The sequence below is a fragment of the Kordiimonas lipolytica genome, from assembly GCF_042651265.1.
In the GTDB taxonomy this organism is placed as follows: domain Bacteria; phylum Pseudomonadota; class Alphaproteobacteria; order Sphingomonadales; family Kordiimonadaceae; genus Kordiimonas; species Kordiimonas lipolytica.
The window spans coordinates 274529-300757 of the sequence record NZ_JBHSCR010000014.1; the positions used below are offsets into that span (position 1 = coordinate 274529).

Sequence of the window (26229 nt, forward strand, 5' to 3'; positions counted from 1 at the left end):
CCGAAGCAAGCTCCAGACCCGGTTCCTTTTGAACTGTCAAGCTGGCCTAGCCGAACAGGGCGTCGATATCGTCCTGGCTGACCTCTTCACCTTCGGGAAGATCGATCTCTTCCTCTTTGGCTTCTTTGGCCGGCTCGGCTTTCTTTTCAGCCTTTTTCTTTTCTTCCTCGGCTTTTTTCGCCTCTTCCGCTTTCTTCTCGGCTTCCTTTGCCTCGTGCTCGGCTACCGGATCGAAATCCTCCTCGAACATATTGTCGAGTTGTTTGGGCGAAACGGCCTTCGGAGCTTCTACTTTAGGTTCCGGTTTTGGCTCAGGTTTCGGGGCAGGCTCTGGAGCAGGCTCAGGGGCTGGTGCTGCAGCCGTTTCCGCAGCCTTGGCCTGGGTGCCCATGAGGGCGTCAACCTCTGACTGGTTGATGCCTTCGCCTTCGAGTGCAGGGCCGGACAGCAGCGATCTGTCTTCCGGAATAGGGCCTGCGGCTTCCTTGGCTTCCTCGATGTCCTGTTCGGTAACACCAAGAAGGTCACGCAGTTCCATGACGCGGGTTTCAATGTGTGCGAGCGTCTCAACGACCTTGGAAATGCGTTGGCCTGTGATGTCCTGGAAGGAACAGGCTTCAAAAATACGCATCACGGCGTCCTGGCTGGTGGCGACATAATTGTCTTTGTCGTCAGGGTCCAGCGCCATGATTTCCTCGGCAGCCTCCATGATGGTATTGGTGGCTTCCTCGGTCTGCTGAACAATCGCATCCAGTTCCAGGCCAGCGCGTGGAATCCTGGCGCTTTCCAGATCGCCCGGCTGCAAGGATGCAATCTCTTTCCGCGCGTTGGAGATATAATCGCTCAGCGATCGGCATTCCCGGTAAATAGACGTATCGATTGATTTGAAGAAAACCGACATTGTTCCGATCAGCACTTCGGTTACCGATGCGACATCGGTCAAAGACAGTTGCGTCGTATCTTGCTTCCGTAAGCTGTCGACTAGCAGTTGGATCTGCTTCGGAAGCGCCGGATTGGTCATCAGAAGTCTCCGAGCACCGCTACCAATTTGGTTTTCAGCGTCGCAGCGTTGAACGGCTTAACAATATAGTTGTTAACGCCGGCCTTTTTCGCCGCAATCACGTTATCCGTCTTGGATTCTGCCGTAACCATAATGAATGGTGTGTTTTTGATTACGTTGTCGGCGCGAACCTCTTTCAGGAACTCGTAACCGGTCATCGGCTCCATGTTCCAGTCGGAGATGATCAGGCCATATTGTTTGGCCCGTGCTTTTTCAAGCGCCATAGCACCGTCGGTTGCTTCGTCCACATTGTTGAAGCCAAGCTGCTTCAAAAGGTTGCGGACAATCCGCAGCATTGTCTTGTAGTCGTCGACGATAAGGATCGGCATACCCATATCAACGGCCATGATAATTCCTCAATATTATTGATTACGCACCCTCAGTGCCAACGTGACACCGCTAAATTCCTAAACAGGACACTAGCCCCGATAGCATGAAGAATTGGTTAACCCATCGCTGCGTAAGTTTCAAACACTAACTCGTTCATTTGAAACCATATTATTGCGCGCCAAAGCTATCATACCCAAGAAAAGGTGGACAAAATGCAAAGAATTCCGCCATTTAGGTCGATATTCCTGCTTCAGTATGCCTGAAGGAGGCATAAATGGTACAGCAGCTTTTTTTTGAAGATATAGCCATTGGCCAGAGCGAGTCGATCACAACAGCCGTTACGGCTGAAATGTTTGAGGCGTTTTCGGAAGTTTCCGGTGACGTTAATCCTTTGCACCTGTAAAAATTGGGGCACTGTCGTCGCAACGGTGGAAGTAACGTCTTTGGAAAAGAACCGGGTGTCTTCCAAAACCAATTGTATGGTAGGGGACAAAACAGTGGTGACGGGTGACGCATTGGTGTATGTCCCGAGCCGACCAGCCGCTTAAATTGCGGCAACTGAACAACCGGGCCCCAGAAAACACAGCGGTCGGGTAGCAACGAGGATGGTTCACACCATGCGCCTTCTGAGGCACATCAATGAGGTTGGCGCCGAGCATCGCGGCAATGTTGTTGCGCTCGGCAATTTCGACGGCTTCCACCGGGGGCACCAGGTGGTCATCGGTGAAGCAGGGCGTCTGGCACGTGAGATGAAGCTGGGCCTTACGGTGGTGGTGACAGAACCTCACCCGGTCAGCTTTTTTGCTCCCAAGGCGCCGCCGTTTCGCCTGACCCCATTTCGTGAGCGGGCACAGCTTTTAGAACAGTTTGGCGTTGACCAACTTCTGGTTCTGCCTTTTGACAAGTCTCTGGCCGGCATGCCTGCCCAGGATTTTGTTACTGAAATTCTCCTGAAGGGCCTTGATACCAAACATGTGTTCGTGGGCTATGACTACCGTTTCGGCAAGGGGCGCGGAGGCGGCACGGATGTGCTGGCCTGGATGGGAGAAATGGAAGGCTTTGGCCTCAGTGTCATCAAGCCTGTCACAGTTGGGCTCGAAGGCTATGCCGGAGAAGTCTATAGCTCTACCCTGGTTCGGCAGGCGCTGCAGGCCGGTGAGGCACGCAAAGCCGCCGCGCTTCTTGGGCACTGGTGGTCGATCAATGGCCGGGTAACGAAGGGCGATCAACGTGGCCGTACCATTGGATTTCCGACAGCCAATGTAGAGTTGGGGGAGAGCCTTCAGCCGAAATTGGGCGTCTACGCCGTGCGGGTGCATATCGAAGGCGATGATCGGGTAATCCACGGTGTTGCCAATGTCGGAAAACGGCCGACTTTCGATAAACGTGATGTCCTTCTTGAAGTGCATATGTTTGACTTCGATGAAACCTTGTACGGCAAGCATTTGCGTGTCGAACTGGTCGCTTTCCTGCGTCCGGAACAGAAGTTCGAGGGGATTGAGGCGCTCAAGAATCAGATACACCGGGACAGCCGTGTGGCGAGGATTGTCCTGGCAGAGCCCGAAAATGCCCGTGACCGCCTTGAGGCGCCAACACTTGATCGCTATCTCAACCTCTTTCCAGAGCCACATATCCGTGCCCGTTAGGGGTTTTGAAGCGCACAAATTCATACGGGGGACGCAATGGAACTTCTACTTGATTATCACATTTGGGTCAGCTTTCTGACACTGACATCGCTCGAAATCATTCTGGGCATCGACAATGTGGTCTTCATTGCGTTGCTGGTAGGGCATTTGCCGGAAGGTCAGAGGAAACGGGCCCGCATGATTGGCCTGACACTGGCGCTCCTGATGCGAATTCTGCTTCTCCTGGGTGTTGCCTGGATTATCAGCCTGCAGACACCCTGGCTGACGCTCTTTGGCCAGGAGTTTTCCGGTAAGGATATCCTGATGCTCCTTGGGGGTGGATTCCTGCTCTATAAAGGCACCAACAGTATTCACGACGAAGTAACGGGGGACTATAAGGCAGAGATCAAAGCCGCTACAGGCGGTATGGCTGCAGTGATTGCGCAGGTGGTGTTCATCGATATAATTTTTAGTTTCGATTCCGTAATGACTGCTGTGGGCATGACAAAAGTCATCCCAGTCATCATTGCTGCCATGACCATCGCCATGCTGGTGATGATGTTCTCAAGCGGCTATATCGCCAGCTTCATCGAGCGTTTCCCTACGCTCAAGATTCTGGCGCTTAGCTTTATCATGCTCATTGGTGTGTTCCTTGTGGCGGAAGGGCTCGGCTTCCATGTGCCCAAAGGTTACATTTACTTCGCGATGGCCTATTCCCTGGGTGTTGAATGCCTCAACCTTCTCAGGCGCCGCCGCAAGCTGGCAAAGCAAGAAAGCTAGTTCAAACCGCAAATGCAAAAGTGGAAGCCTGGTGCCGGAAGGGGCCGGGCTTCTTTGTGCCTGTGGTTCACAGAGGCCTCCTGTTTCCGTTTCTATTCAAAAGCGCCGCCCTCTTGGCGGCTTGACCAGGATCAGGGAGAGCGGAAATGATTATCACCTTCAATGGCGAAGATGCGGTACCAGCCTACGGCCCAGGGACAGAGGGCAACCCACCAACAGCTGCCCAAAGTCGGACCAATGTTGTCAACGCGGTCAATACGGCGATCAGCAACCGGATCAAGGCGGTGGGCGATGTCGCGAACGTCCAGGTGATTGATGTTTTCGGTGACCTGAAAGGGGCCGAGCTCCTGAACAGGGGGGAGCCGGAGCAACTGATATTCACGCAGTTGAATTATTTTTTCCGCGCCTCGACAGATGTGTCAGGACTTGCGCCTTTGCAGGGCGTTGAAGGATTGGCCGATGGTGGCCGTCGCAGGTCGATTGGACTGACTTCGTCGAGCTTGCAGCGAAGCCAGCTGACTTTTGCCGACTTCAATACAATCATTGAGATTGGCACTTTCTATTCGGTGGCCCGCCGTGGTGCCAGCCACAAGAAATACGGTACTCGGATTGTGGGTTTCTATTTCAAGGGCACGAACAATGACGGCCAGTTACTGCGACTGTATCTGCCCGATGATTGCGGCCGTATGAGGCCCATTCAGCAGCTGGTTGACCCAACAGTTGAGGATATTGAGGGTGAACTGGTGGGGATCAATACAGGCAGCGACTATCAGGTTGGTATCTTTAAAACGCCGCTATCTCTCAAGCTTCGCGATGGGCTCGATATCTGGCGCAACATTATCAATATCGGCGCGACAAGCTTCTCAGGTGATTCCAGCAAATATCTGGACAGCTTCGGCATGGTCACCAGCTTGACCCCTACGGGCAACTACATCGATGCCGGGTCAACGAGCGAAGTGATCTTTGCCTTGGACTTCGAGCTTGTGGATCGAGACGGGGAGGGCCCTTTTGGGACTTACGAAATGGATTTCCAGTCCTCCAACACAAACAGGAATCTTCTGGTGGACCAGCAGGGCAAGGAACGCACCTGGAGCATTCCGTCCGTGTCCGCGCTGGATGTCGAAATCGGAAGCCCTTTTTCGCAAAAAACAACCCATACCCGTACGCGCCAGCAGGAGTCCTCGGGCCAGAAGCAGATTCTGGAGAAACTGATCCAGAACCTGCCCGCCAAATATTACAAGCTCGTCAACTTTACCGGCACGGAAGTGGGTAGTGTTGATGCTGCAATCTGGGTGACAGACAACCTAGACCGCAAAACCAAGATCACGGTGCCTCTTGGTAAGAAGCTGCTGCTTGTTGAAGAAGAGGTCGAAGTGGTACAGGCCATTATTGATGCCATCTAGCGCCGGGGTGCCCGCGCTATTTGGTGGTGCTGTTCAACGTGATTAACGCACCTTTAATCATGGCACCTTAGGCTGGTCGTGAAACCACTTTGGAGGTGACGCGATTAGCGGTCCAATAGACAGTCTGGCCAATCTTCATGTCTTAATGGCGCTTGGGAACGCTCAAGCGGCTGCAAGCCTGAAAGATATCCTGCTCAGGCGGCGGGTGGGCGTCTTTACGCCCGCCAATAACCGCGACGCGGTGGAGATGATGCTGGATCATAGCTATAATATGCTGGTGATCGACGAGCATTTCCCTGACCTGGGGGGCATAGATTTCTGCCGGTTCCTCCGCCTGACCAACAGCCCGATGGCTGTGGCGCCGGTTATTTTCGGCATTCATGAGCCGAACCAGAAAAAGGTGATTGCGGCTCGGGATGCCGGAGCCACCAAGATTGCAGTGATGCCATTCTCCGGCGCTAGCCTGATCAAGGCAATGGAGGATGCGGCAAATGATCCGCGTCCCATTATCCAGGACACCAGCTATAATGGGCCGGATCGCCGGACCCGGAGTGTGCCACCCCCAGGTGGTGTTGACCGTCGCTCGAAAACGCCGACTTCAATCGACCGGGCCACCCAAATGAAGATTCTCCGTGGCGTGAAGAGCTGATCCCGGCAAGTCCATTAATGAAAATTATAAGCCGCGCTTGAGTTAGCTGCCTGCGTCTTATATGACGAAAGACGTCAAACATATAAGTCTGTCTGGGAGGGCCGCGCGTGAGGCTGGGCGAGAAATCCGATCTTCGAGTGCTGATCGCTATGGCCAATGGCCAGGCTGCCATTGGTGCGCGGGCTGTGTTCAAGGAACAAGGGGCCATAAGCTATCAGGTTGCTGAAAACAATCGCGATGCCATGGAAAAGATGAAAGCGGAACAGTTCAACCTTCTGCTAATTGAAGACACTTTCCCTGACATAGGCGGCATCGATTTCTGCCGTTTTATCCGCATGATGAATGCGCCAATCTCTGTTGCGCCCATCATATATGCGCTTAAGGACCCGGACCGTGAAAGCGTCCATCAGGCGCGTGATGCAGGTGTCAACAAAATGGTGGTGATGCCTTTCACCACGGCAAGCCTGGTGAAGAATCTGGAAGATATCCTGTCGCACCCAAAGCCCTTCATTCGTGTGACAGGCTATTATGGCCCTGATCGCCGTGTGGGTGGGGGAAGCTATTCCGGGCCCGAGCGCCGGAAGAAGCAGCAAGGTGTTTTCCCGGTTGCCAACCAGAAAAAGGTCTTCAAGGGGCTTTAAAAGACCGCCTTTCCGCTCGACACTTCCGGTCAAGATTGATAAAAGTGCGGCCATGCAAACCCACAGTAAATATGGCTGGCCTCGCGCTGGCATCATTATTCGAATTACTGGCCCGGCGCTAATAGACTAGCGACCGGGGTTTTAAGTTTACACATTTTCCAGAATTCAATTGGGTGCGACGCAATTTCAAGGCGGCCCCATTTATCAAGAGCGAGACAAACAGTCATGTCTGCCGACAATAGTGAAAAGCGCGATTATCGCGATACCGTCTTCCTGCCGAAAACAGATTTCCCCATGCGCGCGGGCCTGCCGCAGCGCGAGCCAGAGTTTCTGAAGCGCTGGGAAAAAGATGCCATCTACAAGACCCTGCGCGAGGACGCGAAGGGCCGCGACAAGTTCGTGCTGCATGATGGCCCTCCGTATGCCAATGGCAACATCCATATCGGCCACGCGATGAACAAGATCCTCAAGGACGTGATCGTCAAGTCGCAGCAGATGCAGGGCAAGGATGCCCCGTATGTGCCCGGCTGGGATTGCCACGGACTGCCGATCGAATGGAAGATCGAGGAAAAATACCGCAAGAAAAAGAAAAACAAGGACGATGTGGACCCTGTTGAGTTCCGCAAGGAATGCCGCGCCTTCGCCGACGAGTGGATCGATGTGCAGCGCGAAGAGTTCAAGCGTCTTGGCATCTTCGGCAACTGGGAAAAGCCCTACCTGACGATGGACTTTGACGCAGAAGCGCAGATCGTTGAAGAACTTCTGAAGTTTTCAACCTCTGGCGCGCTCTACCGCGGTTCCAAACCGGTGATGTGGTCGCCAGTTGAGAAAACAGCACTAGCGGAAGCTGAGGTCGAATACCACGACCATACAAGCGTGCAGATCGATGTGGCTTTTCCATTCCTTAAAGCGACACACGAGGATCTTGAGGGTGCGCGGGTTGTTATCTGGACCACCACCCCTTGGACCATCCCGGCAAACCGTGCTGTCTGCTATGGTCCCGATATCGACTATGTGGTGGTCGAAGCCACAGAAGTGGGCGAGGGCGCCCTGATGGCGGAAGGTGACCGTGTTGTCGTTGCCGAAGCTCTGCTTCTGGATTTCGTCAAGCGTGCGGGCATTGAGAACTATCTTGTGATCAGCCACCTGAAGGGCAGCGCCTTTGAGGGCGCTATCCTCGCGCACCCATGGCGCGGTCACAAAGACGGCAACCGGGGTTATGACTTTGATGTGCCGATGCTGCCGGGCGACCATGTAACCACCGAGGCTGGTACCGGTTTCGTGCACACAGCCCCTGGCCATGGTGACGACGACTATCAGGTTGCCCATGTGAAGTTCGGTATTGAAGTGCCTTACACGGTCGACGAAAGCGGGTGCTATTATGAGCATGTTCCGCTGGTGGCAGGCGAGCATGTCTATAAGGTTGCCGAAAAGGTATGTGAGCTGCTTACTGATGCCAGCGCGCTGATGGCGAAAGGCCATCTGACGCACAGCTACCCACACAGTTGGCGCTCCAAGGCACCGCTGATTTTCCGCAATACGCCGCAATGGTTCATCTCCATGGAGAAAACGGACCTACGCGCAAAGGCGCTTCAAGGCATTGAAGATACCAACTGGTACCCTGCCATTTCCAAGAACCGCATCAGGGCCATGGTTGCGGACCGGCCTGATTGGGTAATCTCGCGCCAGCGGGCCTGGGGCGTGCCGATCACAGTCTTCGTGAACAAGGCGACCGGCGAGCTGCTACAGGACGCAGATGTCAATGCCCGCATCATTGCCGCCGTCAAGGAAGGTGGCGCGGATGCATGGGTTGCTGTACCAGCGCAGGAGTTCCTGGGCGACAAATATGACGCCGAAGATTTTGAGCAGGTGCACGATATCCTGGATGTTTGGTTCGATAGTGGTTCGACGCACGCGTTCGTCTGCGAACAGCGTGAGGAGTTGCAGAGCCCAGCGGACCTGTATTTGGAAGGGTCAGACCAGCACCGCGGTTGGTTCCAGTCGAGCCTTCTTGAAAGCTGCGGTACGCGTGGCCATGCGCCTTACAAGAATGTTCTGACCCACGGCTTCACCATGGACGGCGAAGGCCGCAAAATGTCCAAGTCGCTCGGTAACACCGTGGCGCCACAGAAAATCATCCAGCAATATGGTGCAGATATCCTGCGTCTTTGGGTGACGTCGGTGAACTATATGGAAGATGTGCGCATCGGCGACCAGATCATCCAGGGGCAGGTAGATGCCTACAGGAAGATCCGCAATACCATGCGCTATCTGCTGGGCAATCTTGACGGCTTCACGGAAGAAGAGCGGCTGCCGGCAGCCCAGATGCCAGAACTTGAGCGGTATGTGCTGCATCGCCTGGCGGAGATTGACGCCCTGATCCGGGATCGTGCGAACCATTTCGATTACAACCCGATTTTCCAGGCGCTCTATCAGTTCTGTATCGTTGAGCTCTCAAGCTTCTATTTCGACATCCGCAAAGACGCGCTTTACTGCGATGCAGCGAACAGCAGTCGTCGCCGCGCTGTGCGCACGGTGCTGGATGAAGTCTTCATGCGTCTTACTACCTGGTTCGCGCCGATCCTTGCCTTCACGGCCGAGGAAGTCTGGCTGTCCAGGTTCGGAGATGACGCCCAGAGCGTGCACCGTCAGATGTGGCCTGAAACACCAGCCGACTGGAAAAACGACGCACTGGCAGAGAAATGGACCATGATCCGCCGCTTGCGCCGTGTGGTCACTGGTGCGCTTGAACTGGACCGCCGTGAGAAACGTATCGGCTCCAGTCTGCAGGCGGATGTGGCCGTTTATGTGGCCGACCACGCTTATGTGGACGCACTGGCGGGTCTTGACCTCGGGGAGCTGATGATCACTTCCTCAGGCCGCATCATTGAGGCAGATGCCCCAGAGGGTGCCTTTACCCTCGAGGATGTCAAAGGGGTTGCCGTGGTAACGGCGGCTGCAAGTGGTGACAAATGCGAGCGCTGCTGGGTGGTGTCCGAAGAAGTATCCGCCCACGGTGAGCTGTGCAACCGCTGTGCGGATGCTGTAGCAGGGCTTGATGCCCAGGCTGCGGGCTAATCACCCTGATGGCGGGGCCATATTTCAGAAAAGGGCTTTTGGCGGCTGCGGGTTTGCTTGTGGCCGACCAGCTCTCGAAATGGTGGATTCTCGAAGGCCTCCGTTTGCCAGAGAAAGGCAGTATTGAGCTGCTGCCTTTCCTGAATTTCTCCATGGTCTGGAACCGTGGCATTTCAATGGGTATCCCGCTTGGCGAATCCCTTGGGAGATGGGGCATCATTGTTCTGACCGGGCTAATCAGCCTGTGGGTGGCGAAATGGCTGTTTGATACGGCCAAGAAAGTGGAAGCCTGGGGGCTCGCGTTGATCCTGGGCGGCGCCATTGGCAACATCATTGACCGCTTCCTGCATGGTGCCGTGGTGGACTTTGTGCACCTGCATGCGTTGGGCTACAGCTTCTATGTTTTCAATGTGGCGGACGCGGCAATTACCATTGGTGTGGTGCTTCTGCTTATTGATGGGTTGCGGCCAGACAAGAAAGGCCCTAAAAATGCCCAAAAGGTCGGCGACAGTACGGCCGACCACAAAGGAGAGAGTTCATGAACCTCAAGTCTGTTTTGTTTATCGGTGCGGCTGCCCTGACGCTTGCGGCATGCGGTGGCGGTAAAAACAGCCCCGACGAGTTTGAAGTTGTCAGCCGTGCGCCGCTTGTGGTGCCGCCGGAAGCAGACCTGTCGCCGCCACGTCCGGGTGAGCCGAACGCTCAGACGATTGATGCCAGCGGCCAGGCTTACGAAGCGCTGTTCCCAGGTAAGAAATTCAAGCGGTCTGAGCCAAAGTCTGACTCTGAGCGTGATCTCTTGTCCCGCGTTGGCCCAAGCGAGCCGGACGTGCGCTCCAATGTTGGCCAGAAGGACCTGGCTGTCGTGAAGAAAACTCTCCTGCTGGCGGATATTCTTGACGCCGAAGAGCGTGAGTTCCGGACCGACAATGTGTCTGTACGCCGGGTGTCTTCTGGCAGCTGAAACTAGCGCTATAGAGTATGGGAAAGCCGCAGGCGTTGATGCTGCGGCTTTTTTTGTGCCTGCTCTCCTGGCTGAACGCCTCGTCCATCCTCAACCAAAATGCTATGCGCATTTGGCACGCCCGTTGCTTATAGAATCGCGCCGGTTGCGTTACGAGGACAAGTGATATGGACATCGCAAAAACAGACGCCAGTACGCAACATACTGAATCTTTTGGAAGAACCGGAACCAAGACGGGGGTCATGGATACAGTTCGAGATTTTCGCGCTCTCATGGAGCAGTTCGACGGGACGGGTGAGACGCGCATTATTGCCCACCAGAGGAACGGTATTGCCGAGTTGGGCGTGGTTGGGTGGGCAATGCGTGCCCTAGAACTTGACGCCTATATGGTCGCCAAGAAGGACCTTCTGGAAGAAGAAGGCCTGACCGTTGATGACCTCTATGAAATGAAAGCATCCGAGCGCGCCGTTTTTGAAGCTCGTGTTATCAACAGTATGCGCAAGGAAGACATGGCGCAGGCGGTCAGGGCGTATGAAGAGCTCGAGCTGGAGCGGAAAAAGCAGAATATGTACAGGGTGGTTACAATTCCGGATCCGGAGTAGGCCCCATGAAAATAATTCCATCATTTCCAGGCCTGGCTCCTTCGCCTGACAGCACAGCGGACACAAGCGCGCCTCAACCCAAAGAAGGCACCCGAGAAGCCTTCAGTGAGTATCTGCAGGCTTTTGATGCCGCGGGAAAGGCGCGTGTGAAGGCCGATTTTGCCCAGAAAGCCGAGGGGTTTGATCCCATTGCCTGGATGTTGCGTGTTCGGCATCTTGGCCTTTATGACCAGGCCCGCCATGACCTGATGGCCGAAAAGAACCTCGACCATAGCGACCTCGAAAAAATGAGCGAAGAAGACCGTATCATCTTCGAATCACAGGTTTATGACCGTGTGCGCGATAAGCTTGTTGAGCGCATGGGCAGGCACCATCACTGCCACTGTGACGAGGAAGAGATCAGGCTTTATCGCGCCGCGCCCTTCCTGATTTCAAACTAAGTTTCAGCCCCTTTTGCTGCTGGCGATAAATTGCGCTTGGCGGCTCTTCCATGGCCCAGAAAACCCTGATAGGGTCGCGCCATGACAAGCCAGAACAGACATGATCTTCCGAAACAGGCAGGCATCATCCACCTGCTGAGCGAACGCACCATCAACCGCATTGCGGCAGGTGAGGTGGTCGAACGGCCCGCGAGTGCCGTCAAGGAACTGGTGGAGAATTCGGTCGACGCTGGCGCTACCCGCATTGATGTTGTGATGCGCGATGGCGGCAAGGCGCTTATCCAGGTGGTGGATGATGGCCGCGGCATGGATGCTGAAGAGCTGAGTCTTGCGGTGGAGCGCCACGCAACTTCCAAGCTGAAGGATGACGATCTGGTCAATATCGCCTCGCTTGGTTTCCGGGGCGAGGCGCTGGCGTCCATTGGCGCGGTAGCTCGGCTCACCGTTACATCGAAAGCCAGGGGCACAAATGAGGCCTGGGCCGTGCGCGTAGAAGGCGGGCAAAAGCACGCGGTGGAGCCCGCGGCGCTCACCACAGGCACCCGCATCGAAGTGCGGGACCTGTTTTATTCCACGCCCGCGCGGCTGAAGTTCATGAAAACGGCGCGCACGGAATATGCCCAGGCAGGCGACGTGATCAAGCGGCTGGCGATGGCGCACCCGGATGTGGCCTTCACCCTGTCTGACGGGGACCGCACCACCTTCCGCGCCCCGCAGGTGACAAGCCTCACGGGTGATGTACGGCTGGAGCGGCTGGGCGCGATCCTTGGCAAGGAATTCCGTGAAAACGCGCTTGAGATTGATGCCGAGCGAGAGGAGCTTCGCCTGACCGGTTTTGCGGGCCTGCCAACCTATTCGCGCGGCAATGCCCAGCACCAGTATCTTTTCGTCAATGGCAGGCCGGTCAAAGACAAGCTGTTGAACGGGGCCGTACGCGGCGCGTACCAGGACTATCTGGCGCGGGACCGCCACCCCATTCTGGCGCTGTTCCTCGATGTACCCTCAAGCTTTGTGGACGTGAATGTGCACCCCGCCAAGGCAGAGGTTCGTTTCAAGGACGCTGGCCTTGTGCGGGGCCTTATTGTCTCCGCGCTCAGGCACGCGCTCGCTGCAGCCGGGCACCGGGCGTCGACGACCGTCGCAGGCGCAGCGCTTGGTGCCATGCGCCCACACACGGGGCTTTCCTCCCTGCCGATGGGTCGCCCGCACGAGCGCCCAACCTTGCCTGCTGGATTTAACGAAGTCGCCGAACAGATGTATAGCCCGTCCGCCGGGTCATATGGCGAGATGCGGGAAAGCCAGCTGGCGTTCGACCGCACGGGCGATATGGCAGCACCTTCCGCCCGCCCGATTGACGAGCAGGCCACCTATGGCGCGCGGGCGGCGGATGTGCCGCAATCTGCGCCGCAGGACCTCCCCCAAGATTTCCCTCTGGGGACCGCGCGGGGGCAAGTGCACGCCACTTATATCGTTAGCCAAACCGCCGACGGCATCGTGATCGTTGACCAGCACGCGGCCCACGAACGGCTGGTTTATGAACGCATGAAAAAACAGATCGCAGCTACCGGCGTGGCGCGGCAAAGCCTGCTGCTGCCGGAAGTGGTGGAACTTGAAGACGGCCCGGCGGAGCGCCTTCTCAAGCGCATTGATGAGCTTGAAGCTTTGGGGTTGGTGATCGAGCCTTTCGGTGAAGGGGCCGTGGTGGTGCGTGAAGTGCCCGCGATGCTCGGCAAGCTGGACGTGCCGGGCCTTGTGCGCGATCTGGCCGATGAGCTGACAGACCTTGATGAAGCGCTGAGCTTAAAGGAAAGCCTTGAAGAGGTGTGCGGCACCATGGCCTGCCACGGCAGCGTGCGCGCGGGCCGCAGGCTGACCGTGGACGAGATGAATGCATTGTTGCGCGAGATGGAAGCCACGCCGCATTCCGGCCAGTGCAACCATGGCCGCCCGACATACGTGGAGCTGAAGCTCAGCGATATCGAGAAGCTGTTCGGGAGAAGATAGGGAGACGGAGAATGAGCATTCCTCAATCCGAAGTGCCGAAGCATTGGAATTACTTTTTGATGCTAGAAAATGACCTTGCCCAGATTGCTCGGTATATAGAATTCCACGAGGACAACTACGAGACCTATTCACTCGAATTATCCCGACTTTTAGTGTCTGCATGTGGCGAAGTCGACGCTGCCATGAAGCAAATTTGTAGTTCTTTGGGAAAAAAGCTTCCCGCAAATCCTAACATTGAAACCTACCGAGAGGTTGTTAGTGAACTCCTTCCAAAGTTTGCCTCTAAGGAGGTGAGTATTCCCCGATTTGGGTTGATGCTAACTCCTTGGTCAAATTGGCTGGACGATGAACCAAAGCGGCCAAATTGGTGGAAGGGGCACAATGGTATAAAACATAGTCGGCATACAGAATTCCAAGAAGGCAATCTTAAGAATGTCCTCAATGCAATGGGCGCATTGTACATTGCACTCGCTTGTTTCTATTCTAGGAGAGGTGAGGAGCATCGATTGCCTCCTGTGCCAAGTTTATATTTCCCAAAAGGCTTTTACGGCGGAGAAACGTTCGCGGCAGGCTTTTTTTTCTATAACTTCATAGATTTTCATTAATCCCCCGTTTCGTCTCCAGATAGGTTGCGAAGCTGGCGAGCCAGTGGCTGCCGGCATAATGCTCGTCGCTTACGGCCTTGATGCCGGTGTCCTTATGGATGCTGGCGGCGGCAAGAAGCGACGCCTTGCGGGGGTCGCCTTGCGGCAGCGCTGAGGCAATGCCTTCCAGCGCCCAGGCGCGGGAAAGGTTCACGCCGTCCAGATGCACCAGCTTGCCGTCCGTCGCGTCTTTCACAATCGCGGGCTCAAGCCAATCGCCCTTGCCGTTTCTGGGGATGCGCGGCAGGAAGCGCCCCAGCCAAACGGCGAAGTCCGCCTGGTTCATCACCCGGCGCATCAGGTCAGCCTCCATCAGGCAGGGGGAGAGGAAATCTTCGCCCGAAGGCTCATAGCCGATGGGGCAGCTTGTATCGTCCTCATAAAAATCCAGCGTGCGTTCGGTAAGCAGCGCCTCAAATGCACCGTCATCCACCGTGCGGGCGTAATCCAGCATCAGGCCAAAGGCGAAAGCACTTTGGTTGTGGGTGCCAAGGCGCACGGGATAGGCAAGCTTCGGCAGCCATGCAGTCATCTTGGCTACAATCGCGTCTTCAAGCGGGCGCAGGGTTTCCCGCCATTTCTGGTGCAACGGGTCACTGCTTTCATGCAGTTCCGCCACCAGTTGCAGGTACCAGGCGATGCCGTAGGGGCGCTCGAACCCCTTGCGGCCTTCCGCCATATAATAAGCGACTTCGGCTTCGATGTTCTTAGCCGTGAAGCTTTCTGCCAGCGCGTCTGTTGCAATCTCTGCAAACGGGCCTTCTGGGTCCTGTTTGATCAGGCGCACCAGAAGCCAGTGGCCATGGACTGAGGAGTGCCAGTCGAAGCAGCCATAGAAGGCGGGTGTCAGGTCCCGCGGCGCACCTACGTCAGCATCGGAATTCAACACATGGCTGATCTTGTTCGGGTATTCCCGGTGAATGCAGCCAAGCGCCATACGGGCGAACCGGTCTGTCACCACGCCTTCGCGGGCAGGCGGCAGGGAGATGTCCGCTGTATCATGTTTGGCGCCATCGTCGCAGGCCGTCAGCGTCAGCCCGCCCAGAAGTGCAAGTGTGAGTGCTGATTTTTTCACCGGTATCCTCCCCGTGGATTGCTTTTCCAACCCATAGCACCATAGCGGGCGAGACGCCACGGTGAAGGGGCAGATTGGCCCGGCCAGCACTTGACCGGGCCAAAACATATTCAGAAGATCATTCAGGAGATTTTTCGGCGTCGTCTTCAAAGCGGGGCGGAAAGTCACCTTCCAACATGACGCAGTAATTGACTGTCAGGCGTGGTCCCACGATGGCCATATCCGAGCCAGAACCAGTGGGTGCGATGGTCACGGTGGTTGTTTCCTCCGGAGAGCTCATTTCCTCTGCCTCGGTTTGCATGTCAGGTTCGGGCGCCATATGGGCATGAGGGGCGGTCATCGCCGCGTCCGATGAGACCGTAGCTGTGTGCGTATGATACGCTAGTTGATTTTCATTTTGATTGACGTACACGCGCCCAAGGTTGACTCCGACACGGGTTCCGTAGGCTCCCCCCTCCATATGGTGTGGGGACAAATTCGCCAACCCCAACAGGGGAACGCATGGCAAGATTTGGCAGGGCAAATGTCTTCACGCCGTCCCCGCCATAACTGTTGCCATATACGGCATAAAGTTCCGGGTTTGCGGTAATTTCAATCAGCTGCCCCCTGGCCTGAGCAGTGCCGACAGGACAATAACTCGCGCCGGTCATGCAGATGTCGCCAATGTAGGAATACTCTGGCTTGCAGCCTGCCTGGGCCTTGTCAGTGGTGAAAAGGCTGGCGGCGGTGCCGATGACAGCGCATACGGCTAGGTGGGTGATCTTAAGTGTCATTGTTGGTCTCCGTGCAGGGGGAGGGAGGGCAGCGTGCGCGCCCATATATGCAACTCAAGACAGGGGGCAGTGCCGCCCCCAAATGCGGTACTGCAAAGCGATTGTAGGGTGAAGCGGAACAACCAAAAAGGGCATTAAATAAATATATGCTTTTTCAGGTTGTGCTTTCGGGTGATGTCATTGGGCAAGGTTTCGGCAAGGAAGGTCAGGCACTGAAGCGTGCTTTCAGACCCTTGATCAGGGCTTTGCTTTCTTCCATGTGGGCTTCTTCGGTCTCTAGGATCGTCAAGAACAGCCGCTTCTTGAAGCCTTCAAGGTCATAGTCCGCCGGTAACGGGTCGTCGCCTGCGGCATCCAGCATAAAGTCGACCAGCCTGCTGGCAGCATGGAGGCGGCCCCAGATATAGTCATTTTCGCGCGCCTTGCGGCTGAAGAAGGCGCCAAAGTTATAGAGCTGCGTGCCCAGAAGCGGTTGCTGGTCGTGGGTTTCCTGCATGTTTTCACAGTCCAGCGGGCTGATGCGCGCGACACGGATTTCATCCACCTCCAGCAGGTCGGCGCCTTGGCTCATGGGCAGCATAAGCACGTCATAGAAGGCATACCCCACATAGGCGCGGAACAGCGTCAGGCGAAGCGCATTCTGTGGCAGTACGGAAAGCGCCAGCGCGAAAGTTTCGTCCTGCTCATAGTCCAGGTCTTCAAGTTCCATCGCCTTGGCGACGGAATCAAGAAAGGCTGTGATGGCCATGTCATCAACTGGTTGTGTGACCAGACGCTCGAAGATGGCCTCGTCAAAATGCTCGGGTGCCCAGCGGGTACGGTAGCTTTCCAGCATGGTATAGATCTGGCGCTTGATTTTCTTGACCGGTTCCACCAGGTGGCTCTGGTTGTCTTGCTGCATGAAACGGTTCAGCTTCATGATCACAAAGCGCAAGCGCCGGATGCGGTAGTCTACATCCAGTTCACGCAAACGCCGCACATGGTGCTGCTGACCTTGTTCAGGCACGATATCCACGACGCCGCCTTCGGGGCACAACATGCCTTTGCGTTCGGCCCACTGCCGCAGGGCCTCAAACATGTCGGATTCTGATAACTTCACGCCGCGAAGTGCCGCACCTTCCACCATCAGCTGCGCGAGCCGCTCGAACATGCGAACGGTCTTTGACTGCATATAGCTTGAATAGCTGAAGCCTGTGTGCTTGTGCGCTTCTTCGTGCGCGCGCTCACGCCAGCTGGCAAGCATGGCGGTGTCCACCTTGCGCTCCTGGTCCAGGTTCAGCACCTTGTCAACTAGGCGGTTGACCTGTGCTTCTGCCGATTGCAGCGTGGCCTCGAACCGGCGGGCGTTTTTATTCTGCTTGTCGATGGCGCGCAGGTCCTCATATATCGGCTCACGGCGCGGGATTTCAGCAAGAGCAGACAGGATCGTGCGGAAGAAACCGGGCAATTCCTTGTGGCGCTGACCCTCAAGCAGGCTTTGCGGGTCGTCCGGCAGGGGGTCGACATAGATGATGCGGCGGTCTACCTCGCGGTGAGCCGGGCGCTCATACACCGCCCCGATCGCTGCGCCAAATGGTTTGTTGTTGGTGACACCGCCATCAATGAAGGACATGTCATAAAGGGTGTCCATATCGCTCACGAGCGCGGGGAAGTTCTTGGTCATGAAGGCATCACGGCCAGGCCATGGTTGCCGCCTTGCCTTCAGGCGTTCTTCCAGGTCCTTGAACCTGAGCGGGGGGAAGGCGCCCGGGAAGCTGGATGTCGCCCTTGCGGCAAAACCAAGGCCGGGGATGTTGTCGTCGCCAAAGTCACTTACCATGGCGCCGGTGGCGGCCTGGCGGAAGCCGAAATTAAGCGTGACACCGTGCTGGTGCTCAAGCACTTCCTTGGGGTCATGAAGCTTGATGCGCCGCGGCTGGCCGAAAAAGTTGGTCAGGCTGACGAACAGGTCCAGCTTGTGACCTGGCGGCATCAGTGTGTGGCCACTATCTACCTGGCCCATATTTTCGCAGGCGTTCAGCATCCATGTCAGCATATGGGTGCCGGAAAAAGGCGGCTGGAACCAGCGGGAGCGAACAAAACGGAAGAGCTTGCGCTTTGTTTCCTGGTCAGGCGCATGGTCCCCAAACGCCTTGCCGCCGAAAAGCCAGATGAAGGGGTAAAACCACAGTTTGCTGGTGCGGTCGGCGATGGTGTCTTCTTCCATCAGTTCTTCAATGTCTGCCAGGTTGAGCCACATGGTTCGTAGGGGATCGAAATCCAGGTCGTGCGCCAAGGCTCGGGCCAGGAAGATGCCGTTGATGCCTCCGGCTGATGCACCTGAGACAACATCCACAATCACCCGAAGTTCAAGTTTGCGCCCGATGGCCTGGAACAGCTCAAAATAGAGGCTTTCCGTGTCGGTACGGTAAGGGCGTTTCGGCGCTGCTTTGTCAAAGGTGGTCGCAGCACGTTCGATCCGGTCGGATACGCCGTGATAGGCTTTTGAGGCGCGCACAAGTTTCAGGACCTCGCTTGAGATGCCGTTCATATAGATGGCGAGCGATGCCCCGCCATAACATACAAGCGCCAGTCTGAGTTCCTTTTCCCGCATATCCGCCTAAATCCTTATGCGAGCTGCGGTGTCCGCAACCCTATGGATAGTTTGCGGTTTTTTGCGCGAAACGCAAATGGTTGTTTGGCCGGACGAATGGGTCCGGCCAGAACGCATTTCTCTGTATCGTGATTTTAGTCCGGGCGCACGGGGTATATGCCACCCGTGACGATACAGTACCGAAGGCCAAGTTGTGGGCTCACGACATTGATTGATTGCCCGCTTCCTGTGCTCGAAACCCTCACTGTCCCGCCGGTGTTGGTGCCCCCGGAAACGCCGGCCAGTGGGATGGTCGTATTGCCTGGGCCAGAAAACAGATTTACGTCGTCGCCAGGCTGCAGGCCGGTGTTTGGCTCGGCAAGCATGTTCTTGTCTGTCACTTTATGGGCGGTGGCGTCTTGCGCAGCGACTTCGACTTTGACTGGCTCACTTGGGTTTGGCGTAAAGAGAGCCTGATGGGTATGCGGTGGCATTTGGTCAACGGTTTGGTACACGCTTTCTGCGCCCCGCTGTTCGCCAAGAGTAATGTTTGTCAGGCCCGGGGCTTGCCCAACGCCTACGGGTGTCCTGCCGCGCAGGTCTGGCAGTCGGAAAGTGCGGACACCATCGCCGCCATAGGTATTTCCAAGCAGGGAATAGAGCGTCATATTTTCCTTGATTGGCAGTATTTGGCCGTCGGCTTCCAAAGTACCTCTGGGGCAATAGCTGGCCGCAGTCAGGCAAACCGATCCTGTGTAAGACTCCATATTGCAGCTGGCCCCGGCAGCGCTGGAGAGGGCAAGAGATGCAATCCCAAGCGTGAAGGCACTTAAGCGCATGTAGTGACGGTACTTTGGTGTGGTGTTCATCGAGTTTTCCTTGTTGCTGGACCTTGCATGATGTCGGCCATCAGAAAATGTTGCCGAAATTCGTGTCCGCCCTCTGCCGCACGCCTGCGTTCTGGGCGGCAAATGAAAATGTCTTATAGATTGTATTTTGGTGCAAATTATTTGCGCAAAAGTTGTTATGCGTGAGTTGTACAAGCATTGGCAGATGTCGGGCGTGTGCGCTCAGTTGGTCTAAACCTAAGATTAAAAAGGGTTTTACCCGGTGACGGCTTAGGCTTGCTGCGCTAGATTGCGGAGAAACTCAGGAGCAGTGAAACTTGACGGATTCCATGGTAGTAGATCCCAATTGGTGGCCGCACCGGTATGACCCGGCGCGCGGGCATGTGCATTTTATTCGCGCCTCCCGCGATGATCACCGGGAGGCTGTGTTCCTGACGGACGAGTATCTGAAGGATGCGGCAAACCCGAGGGCGACCGGTCTGGGGGTGGCAGCCCAAGCAGGCGATAGCGCTCCCCTCCATTTTATTTTTCATTCGGCCTATTGCTGTTCCACATTGCTGGCGCGCGCTTTCGACCTTCCGGGCGTTTCTATGGGGCTGAAGGAACCGCAGATACTCAATGATTTGTCGGGATGGAGGATGCGCGGGGCAAAGCCACAGGAGCTGGCGAGCGTGATGTCGGGCGTGCTGTCAGTTCTGGCGCGCCCCTTCGCTGATGGTGAAGCCGTTGTTGTGAAGCCGTCCAATTTGGTGAACGGCCTTGCCGGACTGATGCTGTACGTTAAGCCTGATTCAAACGCCGTATTCCTGTATGCGCCCCTTCGGGATTTCCTGGGCTCGATCGCTCGCAAGGGTATGTTTGGACGCCTATGGGTTCGCGAATTAATGGTCAAGCAGATGCGCGAGGGGCTGATAGACCTCGGGTTTCAGGGCGAAGACTACCTCCAGCTTACCGACCTGCAGGCTGCTGCTGTCGGGTGGCTGGCACAGCACGCCATGTTTGCCCAGATTGTGCAGAAGTTTGGTCCGTCAAGAATCCGGACACTCGACAGCACAAAGCTGATGGGCGCGCCGGGGGAGATGATGGCGGCTTTGCTTCGACACTTTGGCCTATCCATGGCGGATGACGAGCTTGAAGCGCTTGTTGATGGGCCTGTGTTCAGGCAGCACTCCAAAAACGATCAGGCCTTTGATGCCGACGCCCGCGATGCGGCCCGTCGGGAGGGCGAGAGGCTTTATGCCGATGAGATAGACAAGGTTCATGCCTGGGCTGAGGCTGTGGCGAAAAACGCCGGTGTACCCCTGGCTTTGCATGCGCCTCTTATTTGACCCCCTTTATTGATCCCCAAAGAAAAAGGCGGGCCAAAAGCCCGCCTTCCTTTTTTGCTATGTCACATCAACCTTAGAAGGTGATGCGTGCCTGGATGCTGAAGCGGCGACCCAGGGCGTCGAACGTGGACGGATATGTGTTACCGCTGTTGAAGCCTGTTGAGCCGATGAAGGAACCAGTCAGTGGTGGTTCTTTATCGAACAGGTTGGAAACCGTGCCGGTGAGGGTCACGTTTTCCAGAACGCGGTAGCGTACCGACATATCGAACAGGTTGTAGGCTGGTGTCTTGCCGAAAGTAGATTCTTTCGTCAGGCCCTCAGGAACACCTGTGAACGTTGGGTCGGTTGGGTCGTCGTAGAACTCATACTTGTTGCTGCTGATGTGGCGCCAGTTCAGGGACACATCAAACTTGTCGAACGACAACGTGTTCCGCCAGTTGAAGCTGAACTCAGGCTGGATCGAAGCACAGTTCGCGCTGTAGAGGCCTACACACTCACGGTCGAGCGATACGCCGGTTACAGCCTGGAACGTGGAGCTGTTGGTCCAGTTACCAGATACGCGGGAATCCCAGTCGATATCGTCAGTGATCGCCATACCGTAAGATACGGAGAAGTCAATACCGTCTGTCGCGATGTTACCGTTGTTCGACGTGAAGAGGTTCAGACCGGAAACAACAGCGCTGTCACCAGAAAGACCACCATCAATCGGCGAACGACCGATTTGCGAACAAGCTGGGTTGTCAGTGCTTGGGTTGTTGAAGCAAGCATCAATCACGTCGTTTGGTGCTGGTGCGTTGATCGCGCCGTCAACCTTGATGTTGTAGTAATCCGCAGTAACCGTAAGGCCTGGAATGGCTGCAGGCTGCAGAATAATACCGATCGTCCAGCTGTCAGATTTCTCTGGCTGCAGGTTGAGGTTACCACCAAAGGTACCGTTAGCTTGACCAGCTGCTGGCTGTGGAATGAAGCCAATCGCACCTGCTGGAGCACCCTGAGCGATACAAACATCGCGCAGTGCGCCAGTTGGAACATTGCCGCTGTTTACGCCCTGGTCGTTCACGCTTGCACATGGATCACTTTGCAGGTTGGTCAGACCAGTGTTCTGCGGAGCAAACAGCTCAGTGATGTTTGGTGCACGAACAGCGCGTGAGAACGTACCGCGGACGGTTACGTCATCAATCGGCGTCCAGCTCAGACCCAGTTTCCAGGTCGTCGTGTCATACTTTGGGCTGGTCTCGTCATCCACAGTATAGTTGGAATAACGAATGCCGGCTTCAAAAGTAAGTTCCTTGGCAAAATCGGCGTCCTGCACGATTGGCATAAGAACCTCAGCCACGGCTTCATAAACGCTGTAACCGCCGTAGGTGTTTGGCTGGGCACCGCCTGCACCACCAAGGTCGCCCGACTGCGACAGCAGATCGGATTCGATGGATGCGGAGTAAGTACGCCACTCGCCACCAACAGCGAAGTTCAGGCCATCGGAAGCCCATGGCGTTGTGAAGTCGAGCTCACCAGACAGGGAGCCGACAACCTGACCCATGTCGAACTTGGTAGTGATGTTACTTTCACCGCCAGCCAGGAAGGCATTCATTTCTTCAGTGATCGAACCTGTTGGGCCGAAGTAGTCAGCTGGTACACAACCGTTTGATGAGTCGTTACAGCCGTTCGGGCCTGCAAGCAGCGCCTGGCGGAAGCGGGACTTCATCCAGTAGCCTTTTTGAACCTGCGTCTGGTCACCTTGGCCATAGGATGCGTAAACATCCCAGTTCATAGTGTCGCCCAGCTCACCGCGGATACCAGCCTGGTAGTCGAAGTAAGTAGAGTTGAAGTCGCTGATCCGTGGGCCACCCTCTACGTTACGACGGCGAAGCTGAGTGTTCACGGTGCGGTAGTTCGGGTCAGTCGCATCAACAGCGGCACCTGCTGCGTCACACTCTGCCTGAGTGTAAAGTGGCGTATAGACGCCTGCTGTCGGGTCAGTATCGAACGCACAGAATGCGTTACGCTGAGCGTCGGACAGATATGGATGGTTCAGGGATACAACAACCGAATCACCAAATGCGCCGGATGGTGCAATCAATGTGCTTACAGTTTGTTTCGAGAAGATTGCCCGAGTGTAAACCTCAACGCCGTCAGCGATTTCATAGTTTGCGGACGCATAGATATTGTAACGATCAAATGGCGTCTGGAACACGTTGAACGGTGCGTAGTTGAATGGAGTGAAGGCCGCAGCGAATGTGCGGTCATCCTGAACGCCGCCCAGTGGCAGGTTGGCATTGTCTGCGCCTGTTGGGTTTACGTTACCGAAGCGGGTGTTGAAGGGGCCAAGGCCGGAACCGCCTGCAGTACCATCCCAATAGAAGAGCGTGTCTTCGGAGAAGTCACGGTCGCCCTGGAATACAGCGTCAGACTTCTGGTAACCGATGCTCAGCACTGCGTTGCCGCGACCGTCATCCAGGTCAGCACCAACAGTAATTTCGTAGCGCTTCGTGTCGCCATCGCCTTTTTCAGTGGTGCCGTATGCAACATTGGCTTCCACGCCGGTGAAGTTCTTTTTGGTGATGAAGTTGGTAACACCGCCAACGGCGTCAGCACCATATGTCGTGCTTGCGCCACCAGTCAGAACGTCAACGCGGTCAACGATTGCGAGTGGGATGTTGTTCAGGTCAGTACGGCCTTGAAGTTCGGATGGTGACATCCGACGACCGTCAAGAAGTACAACGTTCCGGTTGGAGCCGATACCGCGCAGGTTCACGTATGAGAAACCGCCGTTACCGTTGTTTACCTGGGCACCAATCGAAGGAACCATGCCAGGAATTTCACGGAGAAGTTCCTCAGCAACGCCAGCCTGCTGGTAGTCCATTTCGTCTGTAGAAACCACCGATACCGGTGCTGAGCGTGTCAGGTTTGGGTTTTTAATAAGGGAACCCGTTACCACGATTTCTTCAAGGTTGATGTCGTCCGTGTCGGCGTCAGCGTCCTGCGCATAGGCAGTGCTTGCACCCATTGCCATCAGCGCTAGCGCTGTGGCGGTGCCGCCGAGAAATTTGGATCGCGCCCCCTTAAGGCGATCCGGGCCAAATGTGTTTGCCATGAGTTTTCCTCCTCTGTGAAATGGCAGAACTATGTTCTGTGTCCGCCGCTCTTGCGGGCGGCGCGACATACAGGAGAAAAGACCCTCTTGTTCGATTGGTTTCAAATGAAATGAAGCTTTTTTACTTAATAAAAAGTTCTTAAATTTCAAATACGTAGTAAAAAAATCACATCAATATTTAGATTATATTTAGCGTTTATTTAATTGGTTTAGTTTAGTGTCGACATTAGCACCAAAGTATATTTTATTATACGTTAGTTGCTATTGTTGGTTAGGTAGCAAAAATAGGTTTATGCGGATAAGACAATTCGCTGGTCGCCATCCCTCCCGAAAAAAGAACTTTTGTGGAAAAAAGTTGGAGTCGTGGGTGTGAGAGGCCCGCATTCTGGTTTGTTTCATCGGGCGGTCGGGGTCGTCTGGTGCAAAGGAGGTTGGCGCATCCACCCTGGATGGGGGGCGCAGGGCAGATGCGCCGGAGAATGTGTTGCCTCGGCATGCCATTACAATTTCGGACACGACAGGGTAAAGGCAACCTTGGCAAACAGGCGGTCGAGTGGACATGGTGTTGGCCTCCGGCCGCCTGCCATGACTGTTACGTGTGTCTGACGGGGTGTCCTTCGTGCAAAAGTCGCCGGAAGTGCTATTTTCTGAGCAAGAACAAAATCCGTTGCTGGCCCTGGCTGCGGTCATCTATGACCTCAAGCTTGTCCGGAATATCAAGTGGCTCGTCGGAAGCCTGTTCGCACACAATCACGCCGTCTGCTGCCAGCCAGCCTTGCGCCAGGATAGCGTCGAGTGTTGGGCGGACGAGCCCTTTCCTGTATGGTGGGTCCATAAAAATGAAATCGCAGGGCTCTGTCGCAGTGGGCAACCTCGTTGCATCTTTGGACAGGACGGTGGTTTTTGGGGCCACGCCAAGCGTTGCGATGTTGGCGTTGATGCAGGCGATTGAAGGGCGGGCTTGTTCGACGAAAGTGACCTTGTCGGCACCTCTCGATAGCGCCTCAAGCCCAAGCGCGCCGGTTCCCGCGAAAATGTCCGCCACCACAGCGCCGGTCATATCCGGATACCGGGCATGCATCAGCATGGAAAACAGGCGCTCGCGCATACGGTCCGTGGTGGGGCGCACGTCGCGCCCTTTTGGCACTTCAAGCCGCCGTCCGCGAAACTGCCCGGCGACGATGCGTGTCATTTCTTAGGCTCTCGGTTCGGACGTCCCTTCGGTGCAGGGCCTTTGCCGCGTGCTTCAGGCTTGCCGGTTGGCCGTCCAGTTGGCATTCCTTTGTCTTTCCCCTGAGGCTTGCCGTCTGCTTTGGTGCGCGGTTTGCGCATGCCAGGCTTGGGAGCATCGGCATCTGCAATGCGGCTCTTGCGGCGGCGCTTGGCGCCGGGCTTCGGCTTGTCGTCTTTCTTTGCCTTGGCCCATTTGCTGGGGTCATGTTTCTTGATGGGCGCCGCTACGCTACCTGTCGCTTCGGCGAAGAAGCCTGACAAGGCATCGCGTAGCTGTTTGTCGGGAACCGCTGCGACCCCTTCAAGTGGTAGGTTGCCAAGGGCAAAGGGACCATAATGGGTGCGGATCAGGCGGTTAACCTCGAGCCCCAGATGTTCCATCACGCGCCGGACCTCGCGGTTCTTACCTTCACGAATGGCTACAGTGATCCAGGCGTTGGCGCCAGCCTGACGCTCCAGCTTGGCCTCAACCGCGCCATAATGGACGCCGTCTATGGTGACACCGTCCTTGAGGCTCGCTAATGCCTTTTCGTCTACGCGGCCATAGGCGCGCACCCGGTAGCGGCGCACCAGTGCCGTGGACGGCAGCTCCATCCAGCGGGCAAGTTCGCCATCGTTGGTGAGCAACAACAGGCCCTCTGTGTTCATGTCCAGTCGGCCGATGGCGATCACCCGGCCAACGTGGTTCGGCAGGTTGTCGAACACTGTCTGTCGGCCTTGCGGGTCCTTGTGGGTGGTCAGCGTGCCGCGGCGCTTGTGCATGCGCCAAAGCTTGGTTTCGCGCACGTCGCCGATAGGTTCGCCGTCAACCGTGATGCCTTTGAGGCTGGAGACCAATACGGCCGGGGTTTCCAGCTTCTTGCCGTCCAGCCAGACGCGGCCTTCACCGATCATGCGTTCCACGTCGCGGCGCGAGCCAACGCCAGCGCGCGCCAGTACTTTGGCGATGCGTTCAGCAGGCATGTCTGGGGCAGTCTCTTCTGTTTTATTTTCGTCGCTCATTATCAACCGCTTTCTGTTGCGCGGACCATAGGCGCAGCCAAGGCTGCTTGCAAGATATTCGTCTTCATGCGCTCAGGCAATCGA

General features: G+C 55.9%; 24 protein-coding genes. 14 read left to right on the forward strand and 10 right to left on the reverse strand.

The window, feature by feature from the left end; translation table 11 throughout:
• Nucleotides 1–46: 46 nt before the first annotated feature.
• Nucleotides 47–1021 (reverse strand): protein phosphatase CheZ, encoded by a 975-nt coding sequence (locus tag ACFO5Q_RS13890; protein WP_068143629.1) that lies wholly within the window; start codon nucleotides 1019–1021, stop codon nucleotides 47–49.
• Nucleotides 1021–1407 carry a response regulator gene (locus ACFO5Q_RS13895; protein WP_068143631.1) on the reverse strand — a complete coding sequence of 129 codons (387 nt, stop codon included), beginning with the start codon at nucleotides 1405–1407 and terminating at the stop codon, nucleotides 1021–1023. Before ACFO5Q_RS13895 ends, ACFO5Q_RS13890 begins: the two co-directional genes overlap by 1 nt.
• Before the next feature lie 257 nt (nucleotides 1408–1664).
• Here ACFO5Q_RS13895 and ACFO5Q_RS13900 point away from each other — a divergent pair, with 257 nt between their 5' ends.
• From ACFO5Q_RS13900 to ACFO5Q_RS13960, 13 genes are all read left to right on the forward strand, one after another.
• Nucleotides 1665–1793, forward strand: coding sequence for a hypothetical protein (locus tag ACFO5Q_RS13900; protein ID WP_269448945.1), 129 nt, complete (start codon nucleotides 1665–1667; stop codon nucleotides 1791–1793).
• A gap of 214 nt (nucleotides 1794–2007) precedes the next feature.
• Nucleotides 2008–3036 (forward strand): bifunctional riboflavin kinase/FAD synthetase, encoded by a 1029-nt coding sequence (locus tag ACFO5Q_RS13905; protein WP_068144071.1) that lies wholly within the window; start codon nucleotides 2008–2010, stop codon nucleotides 3034–3036.
• Between the two features lie 36 nt (nucleotides 3037–3072).
• Nucleotides 3073–3795 (forward strand): TerC family protein, encoded by a 723-nt coding sequence (locus ACFO5Q_RS13910; RefSeq protein ID WP_068143633.1) that lies wholly within the window; start codon nucleotides 3073–3075, stop codon nucleotides 3793–3795.
• 146 nt (nucleotides 3796–3941) lie between these two features.
• Nucleotides 3942–5198, forward strand: a complete 1257-nt coding sequence (locus ACFO5Q_RS13915) for a hypothetical protein (RefSeq protein ID WP_068143635.1) — start codon at nucleotides 3942–3944, stop codon at nucleotides 5196–5198.
• Nucleotides 5199–5343: 145 nt separating this feature from the next.
• Nucleotides 5344–5847, forward strand: coding sequence for a response regulator (locus tag ACFO5Q_RS13920; protein ID WP_068143637.1), 504 nt, complete (start codon nucleotides 5344–5346; stop codon nucleotides 5845–5847).
• Between the two features lie 107 nt (nucleotides 5848–5954).
• Nucleotides 5955–6488 (forward strand): response regulator, encoded by a 534-nt coding sequence (locus tag ACFO5Q_RS13925; RefSeq protein ID WP_068143639.1) that lies wholly within the window; start codon nucleotides 5955–5957, stop codon nucleotides 6486–6488.
• A 225-nt stretch (nucleotides 6489–6713) separates the two neighbouring features.
• A complete protein-coding gene (gene ileS / locus ACFO5Q_RS13930; RefSeq protein ID WP_068143642.1) occupies nucleotides 6714–9566 on the forward strand; it encodes an isoleucine--tRNA ligase in 2853 nt (950 codons plus the stop codon).
• A gap of 8 nt (nucleotides 9567–9574) precedes the next feature.
• Nucleotides 9575–10108: a signal peptidase II gene (gene lspA, locus ACFO5Q_RS13935; RefSeq protein WP_068143644.1), complete on the forward strand. Its 534-nt coding sequence runs from the start codon at nucleotides 9575–9577 to the stop codon at nucleotides 10106–10108.
• Nucleotides 10105–10530: a DUF3035 domain-containing protein gene (locus ACFO5Q_RS13940; protein ID WP_068143646.1), complete on the forward strand. Its 426-nt coding sequence runs from the start codon at nucleotides 10105–10107 to the stop codon at nucleotides 10528–10530. The genes lspA and ACFO5Q_RS13940 overlap by 4 nt, the downstream gene beginning before the upstream one ends.
• A 242-nt stretch (nucleotides 10531–10772) precedes the next feature.
• The gene (locus ACFO5Q_RS13945; RefSeq protein ID WP_156431850.1) at nucleotides 10773–11132 is read left to right on the forward strand and encodes a hypothetical protein; all 360 of its coding nucleotides are present in this window, start codon (nucleotides 10773–10775) and stop codon (nucleotides 11130–11132) included.
• 5 nt (nucleotides 11133–11137) lie between these two features.
• Entirely contained in the window at nucleotides 11138–11572 is a 435-nt protein-coding gene (locus ACFO5Q_RS13950) for a hypothetical protein (protein ID WP_068143650.1), read from the forward strand.
• 81 nt (nucleotides 11573–11653) lie between these two features.
• The gene (gene mutL, locus ACFO5Q_RS13955; protein WP_068143652.1) at nucleotides 11654–13576 is read left to right on the forward strand and encodes a DNA mismatch repair endonuclease MutL; all 1923 of its coding nucleotides are present in this window, start codon (nucleotides 11654–11656) and stop codon (nucleotides 13574–13576) included.
• Nucleotides 13577–13587: 11 nt separating this feature from the next.
• Nucleotides 13588–14181, forward strand: a complete 594-nt coding sequence (locus tag ACFO5Q_RS13960; protein WP_068143654.1) for a hypothetical protein — start codon at nucleotides 13588–13590, stop codon at nucleotides 14179–14181.
• Here the strand turns inward: ACFO5Q_RS13960 and ACFO5Q_RS13965 are convergent.
• The 5 genes from ACFO5Q_RS13965 to ACFO5Q_RS13985 form a co-directional block, all read right to left on the reverse strand.
• Nucleotides 14165–15301 carry a DUF2891 domain-containing protein gene (locus tag ACFO5Q_RS13965; protein WP_068144072.1) on the reverse strand — a complete coding sequence of 379 codons (1137 nt, stop codon included), beginning with the start codon at nucleotides 15299–15301 and terminating at the stop codon, nucleotides 14165–14167. The two genes, ACFO5Q_RS13960 and ACFO5Q_RS13965, sit on opposite strands and share 17 nt — an antisense overlap.
• Before the next feature lie 112 nt (nucleotides 15302–15413).
• The gene (locus ACFO5Q_RS13970; RefSeq protein WP_068143656.1) at nucleotides 15414–15635 is read right to left on the reverse strand and encodes a hypothetical protein; all 222 of its coding nucleotides are present in this window, start codon (nucleotides 15633–15635) and stop codon (nucleotides 15414–15416) included.
• A gap of 52 nt (nucleotides 15636–15687) precedes the next feature.
• Nucleotides 15688–16068 carry a phage tail protein gene (locus ACFO5Q_RS13975; RefSeq protein ID WP_068143659.1) on the reverse strand — a complete coding sequence of 127 codons (381 nt, stop codon included), beginning with the start codon at nucleotides 16066–16068 and terminating at the stop codon, nucleotides 15688–15690.
• 205 nt (nucleotides 16069–16273) lie between these two features.
• A complete protein-coding gene (locus tag ACFO5Q_RS13980; protein WP_068143661.1) occupies nucleotides 16274–18661 on the reverse strand; it encodes a patatin-like protein in 2388 nt (795 codons plus the stop codon).
• 134 nt (nucleotides 18662–18795) lie between these two features.
• Nucleotides 18796–19509 (reverse strand): phage tail protein, encoded by a 714-nt coding sequence (locus ACFO5Q_RS13985; RefSeq protein WP_068143662.1) that lies wholly within the window; start codon nucleotides 19507–19509, stop codon nucleotides 18796–18798.
• Between the two features lie 296 nt (nucleotides 19510–19805).
• On the opposite strand from ACFO5Q_RS13985, the gene ACFO5Q_RS13990 reads away from it, so the two are divergent.
• Entirely contained in the window at nucleotides 19806–20816 is a 1011-nt protein-coding gene (locus tag ACFO5Q_RS13990) for a hypothetical protein (protein WP_380084388.1), read from the forward strand.
• Nucleotides 20817–20889: 73 nt separating this feature from the next.
• On the opposite strand, the gene ACFO5Q_RS13995 is transcribed toward ACFO5Q_RS13990, so the two are convergent.
• The 3 genes from ACFO5Q_RS13995 to ACFO5Q_RS14005 form a co-directional block, all read right to left on the reverse strand.
• Nucleotides 20890–23910, reverse strand: a complete 3021-nt coding sequence (locus ACFO5Q_RS13995; RefSeq protein WP_082719654.1) for a TonB-dependent receptor — start codon at nucleotides 23908–23910, stop codon at nucleotides 20890–20892.
• 640 nt (nucleotides 23911–24550) lie between these two features.
• Nucleotides 24551–25102, reverse strand: a complete 552-nt coding sequence (rsmD, locus tag ACFO5Q_RS14000) for a 16S rRNA (guanine(966)-N(2))-methyltransferase RsmD (RefSeq protein WP_068143666.1) — start codon at nucleotides 25100–25102, stop codon at nucleotides 24551–24553.
• The gene (locus ACFO5Q_RS14005) at nucleotides 25099–26145 is read right to left on the reverse strand and encodes a pseudouridine synthase (RefSeq protein ID WP_082719655.1); all 1047 of its coding nucleotides are present in this window, start codon (nucleotides 26143–26145) and stop codon (nucleotides 25099–25101) included. The genes rsmD and ACFO5Q_RS14005 overlap by 4 nt, the downstream gene beginning before the upstream one ends.
• Nucleotides 26146–26229: the final 84 nt, after the last annotated feature.

Bases quoted from the DNA above. Each gene is read 5' to 3' on its own strand.
- lspA (WP_068143644.1), top strand. From the start codon at position 9,575: ATGGCGGGGCCATATTTCAGAAAAGGGCTTTTGGCGGCTGCGGGTTTG.
- ACFO5Q_RS13995 (WP_082719654.1), bottom strand. From the start codon at position 23,910: ATGGCAAACACATTTGGCCCGGATCGCCTTAAGGGGGCGCGATCCAAA.
- ACFO5Q_RS14005 (WP_082719655.1), bottom strand. From the start codon at position 26,145: ATGAGCGACGAAAATAAAACAGAAGAGACTGCCCCAGACATGCCTGCT.
- ACFO5Q_RS13895 (WP_068143631.1), bottom strand. From the start codon at position 1,407: ATGGCCGTTGATATGGGTATGCCGATCCTTATCGTCGACGACTACAAG.
- ACFO5Q_RS13975 (WP_068143659.1), bottom strand. From the start codon at position 16,068: ATGACACTTAAGATCACCCACCTAGCCGTATGCGCTGTCATCGGCACC.
- mutL (WP_068143652.1), top strand. From the start codon at position 11,654: ATGACAAGCCAGAACAGACATGATCTTCCGAAACAGGCAGGCATCATC.
- ACFO5Q_RS13905 (WP_068144071.1), top strand. From the start codon at position 2,008: ATGCGCCTTCTGAGGCACATCAATGAGGTTGGCGCCGAGCATCGCGGC.
- ACFO5Q_RS13945 (WP_156431850.1), top strand. From the start codon at position 10,773: ATGGATACAGTTCGAGATTTTCGCGCTCTCATGGAGCAGTTCGACGGG.
- ACFO5Q_RS13960 (WP_068143654.1), top strand. From the start codon at position 13,588: ATGAGCATTCCTCAATCCGAAGTGCCGAAGCATTGGAATTACTTTTTG.
- ACFO5Q_RS13970 (WP_068143656.1), bottom strand. From the start codon at position 15,635: ATGACCGCCCCTCATGCCCATATGGCGCCCGAACCTGACATGCAAACC.
- ACFO5Q_RS13985 (WP_068143662.1), bottom strand. From the start codon at position 19,509: ATGAACACCACACCAAAGTACCGTCACTACATGCGCTTAAGTGCCTTC.
- ACFO5Q_RS13900 (WP_269448945.1), top strand. From the start codon at position 1,665: ATGGTACAGCAGCTTTTTTTTGAAGATATAGCCATTGGCCAGAGCGAG.
- ileS (WP_068143642.1), top strand. From the start codon at position 6,714: ATGTCTGCCGACAATAGTGAAAAGCGCGATTATCGCGATACCGTCTTC.
- ACFO5Q_RS13920 (WP_068143637.1), top strand. From the start codon at position 5,344: ATGGCGCTTGGGAACGCTCAAGCGGCTGCAAGCCTGAAAGATATCCTG.
- ACFO5Q_RS13980 (WP_068143661.1), bottom strand. From the start codon at position 18,661: ATGCGGGAAAAGGAACTCAGACTGGCGCTTGTATGTTATGGCGGGGCA.
- ACFO5Q_RS13950 (WP_068143650.1), top strand. From the start codon at position 11,138: ATGAAAATAATTCCATCATTTCCAGGCCTGGCTCCTTCGCCTGACAGC.
- rsmD (WP_068143666.1), bottom strand. From the start codon at position 25,102: ATGACACGCATCGTCGCCGGGCAGTTTCGCGGACGGCGGCTTGAAGTG.
- ACFO5Q_RS13940 (WP_068143646.1), top strand. From the start codon at position 10,105: ATGAACCTCAAGTCTGTTTTGTTTATCGGTGCGGCTGCCCTGACGCTT.
- ACFO5Q_RS13910 (WP_068143633.1), top strand. From the start codon at position 3,073: ATGGAACTTCTACTTGATTATCACATTTGGGTCAGCTTTCTGACACTG.
- ACFO5Q_RS13915 (WP_068143635.1), top strand. From the start codon at position 3,942: ATGATTATCACCTTCAATGGCGAAGATGCGGTACCAGCCTACGGCCCA.
- ACFO5Q_RS13890 (WP_068143629.1), bottom strand. From the start codon at position 1,021: ATGACCAATCCGGCGCTTCCGAAGCAGATCCAACTGCTAGTCGACAGC.